We start from the raw sequence: 11,039 nt of genomic DNA on the forward strand, positions 1-11,039 counted from the left end.
CATAACCAACCACAGCTTTTATACAAACTTATCCACAGAAACAAGCTCTGGATTGCTAGAATGGCCGAAAACAAGGAGGCCAAGATGGACTTGCGACTAAGACCTTACAAGGGAAAACGCCCGCAACTGGGCAAACGAGTATATGTAGACCCCTGCGCCACCCTGGTGGGAGATATAGAGCTGGCAGACGATGCCAGCATCTGGCCCATGGTGGCGGCCCGGGGTGATGTGAACCACATACGCATCGGGGCTCGCAGCAATATTCAGGATGGCACAGTGCTGCACCTCACTCGCAAGAGTGCCAGCAATCCTGGCGGCTATCCGCTGTTGATCGGGGAAGATGTCACCGTCGGCCACAAGGCCATGCTGCACGGCTGCACCATAGGCAATCGGGTGCTGGTCGGCATGGGTGCCATCATTCTGGATGGGGTAGTGGTAGAAGATGATGTGATGATAGGCGCCGGCAGTCTGGTGCCACCGGGCAAGCGACTCGAAGCCGGCTTCCTCTATATGGGCAACCCGGTCAAACAAGCCCGGGCGCTCAAGCCTGCCGAGATCACGTTTCTCAAGACCTCGGCCGACAACTATGTCCTGCTCAAGGACGAGTACCTGCAAGAGGACTGATACACGCTCTGTAATCTGTAATCTGTAATCTGTAATCTGTAAACAGGAAGCCCGGCGCGATGCCGGGCTTCTCTTCTTATATAGCTATCCATACAGCAACAGAGTGCAAAGCGTTAGTGAGCCTGATCCCAGTTATCGCCGGTCCCCGCTTCGACCAGCAGGGGGACATGCAGCTCGGCCGCCGCCGACATCTTCTCCTTGATGATGGCGACGTACTCCTCCAGCTTCTCTTCGCGGATCTCGAACACCAGTTCATCGTGTACCTGCATCAGCATGCGGATCGACTCATCCTCGATCCCGCGGATCCAGCCATCCACGTTGATCATGGCGCGCTTGATGATGTCGGCGGCCGTCCCCTGCATGGGGGCGTTGATCGCGGCCCGCTCGGCAGCCTTGCGCAGACCGGCGTTGCGGGACTTGATATCCGGCAGATAGAGGCGACGGCCAAACAGGGTCTCGACATAGCCCTGCGCTTCCGCCTGCTGACGGGTGCGCTCCATATATTCCAGCACGCCCGGGTAGCGTTCGAAGTAGAGATCCATGTACTTCTGCGCCTCGGCGCGACCGATCCCCAGCTGTTTGGCCAGACCGAAAGCGCTCATGCCATAGATGAGGCCAAAGTTTATCGCCTTGGCGCTGCGGCGCATGTCGGTGGTAACCGCATCGAGCGCCACCCCGAACACCTCGGCGGCCGTTGCCTTGTGGATGTCTTTGCCCTCGGCAAACGCGGTCAGCAGCCCCTTGTCACCGGAGAGGTGCGCCATGATGCGCAGCTCGATCTGGGAGTAGTCCGCCGCCACCAGCTTGTAGCCAGCGCTCGGGATGAAGGCCTGCCGGATCCGGCGGCCCTGTTCGTTGCGCACCGGAATGTTTTGCAGGTTAGGGTCAGAGGAGGACAAACGGCCGGTTGCCGCCACCGCCTGATGATAGGAGGTGTGTACCCGCCCGGTCTGGGGCTTGATCATTAGCGGCAGCTTGTCGGTATAAGTGGACTTGAGCTTGGCCAGGGTCCGGTGCTCCATCAGCAGGCGCGGCAGCTCGTAGGTCTCGGCCAGCTCGGCCAGCACCTCTTCCGCGGTGGACGGCGCCCCCTTTGGGGTCTTCTTGATGATCGGCAGACCCAGCTTGGTGAAGAGGATCTCCCCCAATTGCTTGGGCGAGGAGAGGTTGAACTCCTGCCCGGCCAGCTCATGGGCCTGACGCTCCAGTTCGGCCAGACGCAGCTCTATCTCCTGGCTCTGCTGGTGCAGCAGCTTGGGATCTATGGTGGTGCCGAGCAATTCCATCCGCGCCAGTACCGGCAGCAGCGGCAGCTCGATTTCGCTGAATACCTGGCACAGGCCAGGCACAGCTTCCAGCTGGCCCCACAGAGTCTGGTGCAGACGCAGGGTGATGTCGGCATCTTCCGCCGCATAGGGGGCGGCCTGCTCCAGCTCGATCTGGTTGAAGGTGAGCTGCTTGACCCCTTTGCCCGCTATATCTTCAAACGAGGTGGTCTCGACCCCGAGGTAGCGCTTGGCCAGCGAATCCATGTCGTGACGGCTGGCGGTGGAGTTGAGCACGTAGGACTCGAGCATGGTGTCGTAGGCGATGCCCTGCAGGTCGATGTCGTGGTTGAGCAGCACGTTGCGATCGTACTTGAGGTTCTGACCCACCTTGAGACGGGTCGGATCTTCCAGCAACGGCTTGAGCTTGCCCAGCACCACGGCTTCGGTCAACTGCACCGGCGCCCCCAGATAGTCGTGACCAAACGGCACATAAGCGGCCTTGCCCGCTTCGACGGCGAAGGAGACCCCGACGATGCGCGCCTCCATGTAGTCAAGGCTGGTAGTTTCGGTATCGAAGGCGAACAGCGGCGCCGCCTGCAACTGCGCCAGCCAGTCGTCAAACTCTGCCTCGTCCAGAATGCAGCGGTAGTCGGTTTCGATGGCGGCAACCGGTGCAGTAGTGTCATCGCCCCCCTCTTCCGGGCCGGCACCTTCTTCGCCACCGGACTCCAGCTCCTTGATCAGGTTGCGCAGCTCATATTCGCGATAGACCGCCAGCAGGGACTCCTTGTCGACCGGCTTGAGCAGCAGCTCTTCCAGACTCTGTTCCAGCTCGACATCGGTTTTGATGGTGGCCAGGACATAGGAGAGACGAACCTGCTCCTCCTGCTCGCGGAACTTGTCGGCGAACGCCTTGGAGCCGCGGAAGCCGAGGGCCGCCACCTTGTCCAGATTGGCGGCAATCTCGTCTATGCTGCCGATCCCCTGCAACAGGGCCAGCGCCGTCTTCTCGCCGACGCCTGTCATGCCGGGGATGTTGTCGACCTTGTCCCCCATCAGGGCCAGATAGTCGATGATGAGCTCCGGCGGCACGCCAAACTTCTCGATCACCCCTTCCCGATCGGTTTTCACATCCTTCATGGTGTCGATCAGGGTGACGTGGTCTGAGACCAGCTGCGCCATGTCCTTGTCCCCCGTGCTGATCAGCACAGGCAGCTGCTTCTCGGTCGCCTGGCGGGCGAGCGTGCCGATCACGTCGTCGGCCTCGACGCCTTCGACCATCAAGAAGGGGAAGCCCATCGCCTTGATCATCTGGTGAATGGGGGCGACCTGGCTGCGCAGATCGTCCGGCATGCTGGCACGGGTCGCCTTGTACTCGGGATAGATGTCGTCGCGGAAGGTCTTGCCCTTGGCGTCAAACACCACGGCCACATGGCAGTCAGGGTATTGCTTGCGCAGGCTGCGCATCATGTTGGCCATGACACGGACGGCGCCGCTCGGCAAACCGGTCGATGTGCGCAGATCAGCCTGCTGGGAGGCGAAGAAGGCGCGGTAAAGATAAGAAGAGCCGTCGACCAGAATAAGGGGATTGCTAGGGGCCATGAAATCGTCCTGCCAGAGATAAACAGCCGCTAGGATGCCACAGGGCCCCCCTCACACCAAGGGGTGCCGCAGCAGCATAAACGGGCAGCCAAAGGGACTCAAGCTGTGGATAAGTCTGTGTTCAAAAATGGGGCGCAGTATGAGCCACAGTGATAAAACTGTGCATAAAAAATATAAAAGCCATATAAAACAGTAAATTGAGATCGTAAAAACCGATCGCGAGACTGTTAGAATGATCTCGATCAATGTGGAAAAAGATTTAAGGGAGTAGGTACGGCAGGATCCAAAACGAAACAATCCTAGCACAGCGAGATGACTTGACCAGCGGATGGCGAGCGATAACCATACAAAAGTACAACAATCTATCCTGGCTCACATTTTCAACAACGAGGAGTTTGCCATGAAAAAAGTGGCCGTGATTTTGAGTGGCTGTGGCGTGTTTGACGGGGCCGAGATCCATGAAGCCGTCATCAGCCTGCTGGCGCTGGCCCGCCATGGCGCCACCACCCAATGCTTCGCCCCGAACGTGGCGCAGTTGCATGTGGTCAACCACCTTACGGGTGACGTCAGTGAGGGGGAGAGCCGCAACGTGCTGGTCGAGGCGGCGCGCATCTGCCGCGGCCAGATCCGGGATGTGGCCGAACTGGATGCGGCCGATTATGACGCCCTGCTGGTGCCAGGTGGCTTTGGGGCGGCCAAGAACCTGTGCGACTTCGCCACCAAGGGCGCCGGGTGCCAGATCCAGCCGGATGTGCTGAAGGCGTGCCGGAGCTTTGCCAATGCCCGCAAGCCGGCGGCCTACATCTGCATCGCACCGGCCATGATCCCGCTCATCTATGGCGCCGGCACCCTGGCCACCATAGGCCATGACGAAGGCACAGCCAATGCCATAGAAGCCATGGGCGGCAGCCACCTCAACTGCCCGGTCAACGAGTTCGTGGTGGATCAGGAGCGCAAGGTGATCTCCACCCCCGCCTACATGCTGGCCAACAACATAGTCGAAGCGGCAGACGGCATCGAGAAGACGGTCAAACAGCTGTTGACCCTCTGATCCCCGATCCGCCACAAACAAACGGGCCGCTCATGGAGCGGCCCGTTTTCAATGTTGCCAACCGGCAGCGGACTAGATGGTTTCGCCCATCTGATCCATCTTGCCCAGCAGGGCACGCAGACGCTCCTGCCATGCAACGTGCTCGTTGCGCAGCTGATGGTTTTCGTCTTGCAGCTTGTTGTTCTGCTCTTTCAGCTCGTCCAGCTCCATCTTCAGCAGAGAGATGTTGTCGACGGCGGATTGTACTTTGGATTCGAGTTGCTCAAGGACTTCTAGTGACATATGCATACCTGTATGTTCAATTGCGATGCCCCACAGAGGGCGATTCAAGCGCGTGAAGCCAGCATACCCTGAGGGCATCGGCACAAACAAGCCAGTGCGCTGTAAAATGCGCCTTCCATAGATGTATTGCCTAAATATGCGTCTGTTTTTCTCGCATCCTGCGCCCGGACCGCGACAAGCCCCTGACAACCGACAGACAACCCCTTGCCGAGGCAGTGACCACGGGCATGTCGTCGAACCCGGTTTCCAGATTATCCCGTCAGCCGTACGGCATGATTCTCGCACCCAACAACAGGCACCCAACCGCGAACCCTTACCGCGCGTCGCGCTCGGCCTCCAGGTTACCCCGTCAGCCGTGCAGCGTGATATAAGCCCCCAGCAACAGACAGGCGACGGCGTACATCAGCAGCCCATAGAGGAGGTTCCAGCGCAGGATCAAGCCGGCACTCAGGTTGTAGCGGGACGCCAGCGCCAAGTTGGAGCCGGAGAGCGGACTGGTGCCGGTCGCCAGCCCCCATCCCAGCAGAAAACACATGCCGAGCAGGCTGGGATCCGGCGCCAGTGGCCAGAGCAGCGGCGCCAGCCCGGAGATACTGATGAGCGGATGCACCCCGACGATGGCCACCAGCAGGATCAGCAGCAGGGTCAGGGATGACTCCAGCCAGCCGAAGTGGTTGAACAGCGGTAGCCCGTGCTCGCCTCCGAGTTCGAGCACCGACAGCGCACTGTTGATGCCGGCGGCCAGCAACCCGGCCCCCAGAAACAGCACCAGCTGGCCGCCAATGGCGGGGAAGCGCTCCACCACCTGCCGCTTGAGAGCGGCGCCTCGCCCGGCTCTGGGCATGAACAGCAACGCCAGCAGCGGCGCCACCAGGGCGATCACCGCCAGAATGCCGAGCCCTGGCCAGATCTGCTTGATCAGCAGTACCAGCAGCGCCAAGGCCACCGGCAGCCCCAGGGTCTGCAACCGCAGCGGGTAGCCGGCAAAGTTCTCTACCCCGAGTCGCTCCACCTGCCAGGCGGTCAGTCCCATCGCCAGCAGCGCGGCGACTACGCCAAATGGCAGTATGCTCGACAGTTGCAGACCGGGGGCATAGGTGAGCGCCACCGCCATGGCGACGAAGAAGGGGGACCAGAAGGCGGCGGCACAGAAGATCCGGCTCAGCACCATCACCTGACGCCGCTCCAGGGTGCCGCCCCGCTCCAGCCGATCGCCGATGATGAACAGCACGGAGAGGTTGATGACGGCCCCCAGCAGGTTGAGGCTGGCCATGGTGCTCCACAGCCCCTTGCGACCGGACCAGGAGGCAGTGCCGGTCAGCAAGCCCGACGTCGCCAGGTTGAGGGTGCTCACGGCGGCAAACATGGTGAGCATATTGATGTTGGGCAGCAGCCAGTCACCCGGGTTGAGGCTGGCGCCCCGCCACCAGGAGAAGATCAGCAGCAAGAGGGCCGCCCCGTACAGGGCCAGGGCTTGCCGTTTGGCCGCCCCCACCAGCCAGGGCCAGGTGAGCAGGGAGGCGGCCCAGGCGGCGATGGCCGCAGGCCAGGGGGAGAATCCCAGATAGAGGTGCAGCAGATTGAGCAGCCACATTCCCAGGATCAGATAACCTGACCAGCGCTTGGCCATCGAATCGTCTCGGTCAGGGGATCAGAGGCACTGATCCATATCCAGCGAAGGCTTGTCGCACTCCGGGCGGCCCACAATCTTGGCTGGTACTCCAGCCACTGTGGTGTGGGGCGGCACCGGGTTGATCACCACGCTGCCGGCACCTATCTTGGCGCCCATCCCCACTTCGATATTGCCGAGCACCTTGGCGCCCGCCCCTATCATCACCCCTTCGCGGATCTTGGGGTGGCGATCGCCGCTCTCCTTGCCGGTACCGCCCAGGGTCACGCTCTGCAGGATGGAGACATCGTCCTCGATCACCGCCGTCTCACCGACCACTATGCCGGTGGCATGGTCAAACATGATGCCCTTGCCAATCCGCGCCGCCGGGTGCACATCGACCCCGAACACCACCGAGATCTGGTTTTGCAGGTAGAGTGCCAGCGAGCGACGCCCCTGGCGCCACAGCCAGTTGGCGACCCGATAGCCTTGCAGAGCATGAAAGCCCTTGAGGTAGAGCAGCGGGGTGGAGAAAAGATCGACTGCAGGGTCACGCTCCTGCACGGCGCAGATGTCGGCCGCCACTGCCGCCAGCAACTCGGGCTCGCTGCGCAAAGCCAGCTCGATCACCTCGCGCAGGGCGATGGCAGGCATGGTGGCGCTGTCGAGCTTGTTGGCCAGCTGGAAGCTGAGGGCCGAGCGCAGGTTTTTGTGATTGAGAATGGTGGAATGAAAGAAGCTGGCCAGCATGGGCTCTTCGGTCACCATGCATGCCGCTTCTCGCTCAATTTTTTGCCAGGTTTTGGCAACCAGATCATCCATGTTGCAGCCTACTGTTGTTCTGATGGAGTGCCTTGCTGTTCCTTGTGCACCACAGAGATGGGGTCCATATGAATGATGACATCCATGCGCTCAAATTCCTGACGCACCGCCAGTTCGGCTTCATCGGCGATCTGATGGGCCTTGACCAGAGGGAGCTGATCGTCCAGTTCCAGATGCAACTGTACGAAGCGGGTCGGACCGGATTGACGGGTACGCAGATCATGCACCCCGTGGACACCTTCGACGTCACAGCAGAGGGCCATTATTCTCGCTTGTTCTTCGGCTGGCAACTGACGATCGAGCAGCGCCTGCACCGACTCATAGCCGATATGGATGGCGCCCCACAGCAGGAACAGGCCGATCAGGATGGCAAACAGGCCATCGGCCCAGAACCAGCCCCGCCCCGCCAACACCAGCGCCAGCAAGACGCCACCGTTGAGCAGCAAGTCGGAACGGTAGTGCAGCATGTCGGCCTTGATGGCCACGCTGTTGGTCTTGCGGATGACAAAGCCCTGGAAACTGACCAGCAGCAGGGTCAGCACTATGGAGCCGCCGCTGACCCAGAGACCCGCTTCGAGCCGCAATATGGGCGCCTGGTTGAGCAAGGAGGAGATGCCGTGCATCACCAGCAGCAGGGCCGAGCCCGAAATAAACGCGGACTGGATGAGGCCCGCCAGCGACTCCGCCTTGCCGTGGCCGAAACGGTGCTCGTCATCGGCCGGAGCCAGCGCATAGCGAATGGCCAGCAGATTGATGATGGAGGCGCTGACATCCATGAAGGAGTCGGTGAGCGACGCCAGCAGACTCGATGAATCTGTCATGAGCCAGGCGATCAGCTTGCCGGTGATAAGCAGGGTAGCCGTGGTGACGGCGGCAATGCTGGCCAGCGTCACCCAGCGGGAATATTGTTGATGGCTCAAAACCGGCTTTCCTCTTGCGGTTAAAAATCTATTATACCCTGACCCCTGCGCCGGCTTGGCGCGAAAATCAGCGGAATGACTTCAGATGCACAAAATACTCCTGGTCGACGACGATCTCGAGCTGACCCAGCTGCTCACCGAAATTCTGACTCTGGAAGGCTTCCAGGTCACCGTCGCCGAGGATGGCGAAGAGGGGTTGCAGCGACTGGCCGAGCAGGATTTCAACCTGGTGCTGCTGGACGTGATGATGCCCAGGCTCAACGGCTTCGCCATGCTGACCAGACTGCGCAAGACCCACGACACCCCGGTGCTGATGCTGACTGCCCGTGGCGACAGCCAGGACAGGGTCAACGGGCTGGAAGCCGGGGCCGATGACTATCTCGCCAAGCCATTTGACGACAGGGAGCTGCTGGCCCGGGTACGCGCCATACTGCGCCGGACCCAGAGTGCCCAACCCCAGCGCGGCGGCACCTCCGAAGAGCTCCGCTTCATGGATCTGGTGCTGCAACCCGGCCTGCAACAGGCCAGCAGTGGTGATCAGCTGCTGGAGCTCACCGCCACCGAATTCGGGCTGCTGGAGTGTCTGCTGCGCAATCCCGGCCAGATCATCAGCAAGAGCCATCTCTCCGAGCAGGTGCTCGGCAAGAAGCTGGAGCCCTTCGATCGCGCCATCGACATGCACCTGAGCAACCTGCGCAAGAAGCTGCCGGAGCGCACCGATGGCCAGCCCCGCTTCAAGACGGTGCGCGGACGCGGCTATCTGTGGCTGGAACAGGCATGAACACGGCCCGCACCTTCAATGGCCTCTCCACCCAGATCTTCCTCTGGTTCTGGCTCATGCTGCTGGTGGTGTTGGCAGCCGTGGTGATACTGCCGACCCTGGATCCCCGCAACATCATCCCCTTGCCGGCGCACGAGATGACCCGGATGAACAACAATCTGGAGGCGTTACAGAAGGGGGCGGATCCCGATCAGGATTTCGATCTGGTTCAGGCCATAGACGCGGCAGGCCTGCTGCCAGTGGACAACATCTATCTGCGCGATGCGAAAGGCCAGATGCAGTCCACCACTCGCCTGAGCAAGTTCGTGGTTCGCTTCATGCTTGATTCGGACAACCCGGCCAAGCCCATGCTGGGCAGCGAGCACAAGCGGGCCATCGCCGGCCCCTTCCAGATGGAGCATCGCGGCCAGATCTATCACGTCTACTTCGGCCTCAATGTCGAAAATTCCTACCTGTTTCTGTTCATCCAGATCCTGGATCACCCGATCCAGATCCTGGGCATCGCCATGCTGGTCAGCACCCCGCTCTGCCTGCTGCTGGCGTGGCGCCTGACCCGCCCCATACTGCAGTTGCAGCGGTCTGTCTCCCAGCTGGCGGAGGGCAACCTGGAGATGCAGATCCCCAACCTGGGACGGCGTGACGAGATCGGCCAGCTGGCGGATCACGTCAGCCACATGGTCGATACCCTCAAGAACATGATCCAGAAGCAGAAGCAGCTGTTGTCCGACATCTCCCACGAGCTGCGCAGCCCGCTAACCCGCATCCAGCTGGCGCAGGCGCTGATCCGTCGCAAGCAAGGGGACAGCAGCGAGCTGGCACGGATAGAATCTGAGATAGGCCGGCTCGACAAGCTGATCGGCGATCTGCTCGACCTGTCGCGGGTGCAGCAGCACGTGGAGGCGCCCGTGGTGATGCCGCTGGCGGATCTGCTGGAGCCCATGATGGACGACGCCATGTTCGAGGCGAACCAGAGCGGCAAGCAGTTGCGGCTGCCGCCCCTGCCGACCGAGTCGATCCGGATGTGGCCCGAGCTGCTGGCGCGGGCGCTGGAAAATCCGCTGCGCAACGCGCTCAAGTACGCACGCGAGTTCATCAAGGTGGACTGGTATCGAGAGGGACGGGAGTGGGTGATGACCATACGCGACGATGGCCCCGGCGTGCCTGTGGAGCAGCAGGCCCAGCTGTTCCTGCCCTTCTTTCGGGTAGATGATGCCCGCAACGCCAAGACAGGTGGCACCGGGCTCGGGCTGGCCATCGCCTCGGAGGCGATCCAGCGCCACGGTGGCACCATACGTGCCAGCAGCAACCAGCCAGCCGGGCTGACCATCACCATCCGCCTGCCCATCGGCTGAGTCGCCTCTTTTCATCCACCCGGGCGCTGGGTATGCTGGCGCCCCTTTCGCCCCAATCTCGGCCCCCATCAGGATCCCGCCATGCTCGACATAGTGCTCTACCAACCGGAAATCCCGCCCAACACCGGCAACATCATCCGTCTCTGCGCCAACACCGGCTACCGGCTACACCTGATAGAGCCGCTGGGTTTCGAGTGGGATGACAAGCGGGTGAAGCGGGCCGGGCTCGATTATCACGAGTTTGCCGAGGTGAAGCGCTGGCCTGACTATGACGCCTTTCTGGCCGAGGTGGCGCCCAAGCGGGTATTCGCCTGCACCACCAAGGGAAGTACCGCCCATTCGGCCGTGCAGTTTGCCCCCGGTGACGCCATGCTGTTCGGCCCCGAGAGCCGTGGCCTGCCAGCGGAGCTCATCGAGAGTCTGCCGTTCGAGCAGCGGCTGCGCATCCCCATGCTGCCCCAGAGCCGCAGCATGAACCTCGCCAATGCGGTGGCGGTATTCGTGTATGAGAGCTGGCGCCAGCTGGGTTATGAGGGTTCACTCTAGGCTCTTGGCCGCAACCGGATGATGCCGACCCTGTGATGTGGGGCCGTACCCGGCCCGCTCTCACAACAGAATCATGCCAGCCAGCTATGACGGCCCGCCCTCGGCCTGTTCCATGCCGTGGGGTGAGTGCAACAGGCGGCCATCGCGCTCCAGTTGCCAGCACAGCCACCCCAGCGTCAGAC

The 11,039-nt window shown here is 61.5% G+C and carries 10 protein-coding genes; 5 read left to right on the forward strand and 5 right to left on the reverse strand.

The genetic code is table 11. The features are described from left to right. Positions 1-60: 60 nt before the first annotated feature. A complete protein-coding gene (locus BN1128_RS10550) occupies positions 61-624 on the forward strand; it encodes a gamma carbonic anhydrase family protein (RefSeq protein ID WP_244464579.1) in 564 nt (187 codons plus the stop codon). 113 nt (positions 625-737) lie between these two features. Here BN1128_RS10550 and polA read toward each other — a convergent pair whose 3' ends face one another. Continuing rightward, the gene (polA, locus tag BN1128_RS10555; protein WP_042868471.1) at positions 738-3,494 is read right to left on the reverse strand and encodes a DNA polymerase I; all 2,757 of its coding nucleotides are present in this window, start codon (positions 3,492-3,494) and stop codon (positions 738-740) included. A 400-nt stretch (positions 3,495-3,894) separates the two neighbouring features. Between polA and elbB the strand changes: the two genes are divergently transcribed. Beyond that, a complete protein-coding gene (gene elbB / locus BN1128_RS10560) occupies positions 3,895-4,545 on the forward strand; it encodes an isoprenoid biosynthesis glyoxalase ElbB (RefSeq protein WP_042868473.1) in 651 nt (216 codons plus the stop codon). 72 nt (positions 4,546-4,617) lie between these two features. Here elbB and BN1128_RS25870 read toward each other — a convergent pair whose 3' ends face one another. From BN1128_RS25870 to fieF, 4 genes are all read right to left on the reverse strand, one after another. Next, positions 4,618-4,827, reverse strand: a complete 210-nt coding sequence (locus BN1128_RS25870; RefSeq protein WP_042868475.1) for a cell division protein ZapB — start codon at positions 4,825-4,827, stop codon at positions 4,618-4,620. A 349-nt stretch (positions 4,828-5,176) separates the two neighbouring features. Continuing rightward, positions 5,177-6,457, reverse strand: coding sequence for a hypothetical protein (locus BN1128_RS10570; protein WP_042868478.1), 1,281 nt, complete (start codon positions 6,455-6,457; stop codon positions 5,177-5,179). 21 nt (positions 6,458-6,478) lie between these two features. Beyond that, positions 6,479-7,258 carry a serine O-acetyltransferase gene (cysE, locus tag BN1128_RS10575; RefSeq protein ID WP_042868480.1) on the reverse strand — a complete coding sequence of 260 codons (780 nt, stop codon included), beginning with the start codon at positions 7,256-7,258 and terminating at the stop codon, positions 6,479-6,481. A gap of 8 nt (positions 7,259-7,266) precedes the next feature. Then, positions 7,267-8,178 (reverse strand): cation efflux pump FieF, encoded by a 912-nt coding sequence (gene fieF / locus BN1128_RS10580; RefSeq protein ID WP_042868482.1) that lies wholly within the window; start codon positions 8,176-8,178, stop codon positions 7,267-7,269. 85 nt (positions 8,179-8,263) lie between these two features. Between fieF and BN1128_RS10585 the strand changes: the two genes are divergently transcribed. From BN1128_RS10585 to trmL, 3 genes are all read left to right on the forward strand, one after another. Next, positions 8,264-8,959 carry a response regulator gene (locus BN1128_RS10585; RefSeq protein WP_042868484.1) on the forward strand — a complete coding sequence of 232 codons (696 nt, stop codon included), beginning with the start codon at positions 8,264-8,266 and terminating at the stop codon, positions 8,957-8,959. Then, on the forward strand, positions 8,956-10,311 hold the full coding sequence (locus BN1128_RS10590; RefSeq protein WP_042868487.1) for an ATP-binding protein: 1,356 nt from the start codon (positions 8,956-8,958) through the stop codon (positions 10,309-10,311). Before BN1128_RS10585 ends, BN1128_RS10590 begins: the two co-directional genes overlap by 4 nt. 81 nt (positions 10,312-10,392) lie before the next feature. Next, a complete protein-coding gene (trmL, locus tag BN1128_RS10595; RefSeq protein ID WP_042868489.1) occupies positions 10,393-10,857 on the forward strand; it encodes a tRNA (uridine(34)/cytosine(34)/5-carboxymethylaminomethyluridine(34)-2'-O)-methyltransferase TrmL in 465 nt (154 codons plus the stop codon). Positions 10,858-11,039 lie beyond the last annotated feature (182 nt).

Source organism: Aeromonas piscicola, assembly GCF_000820005.1.
GTDB classification, from domain to species: Bacteria; Pseudomonadota; Gammaproteobacteria; order Enterobacterales; family Aeromonadaceae; genus Aeromonas; species Aeromonas piscicola.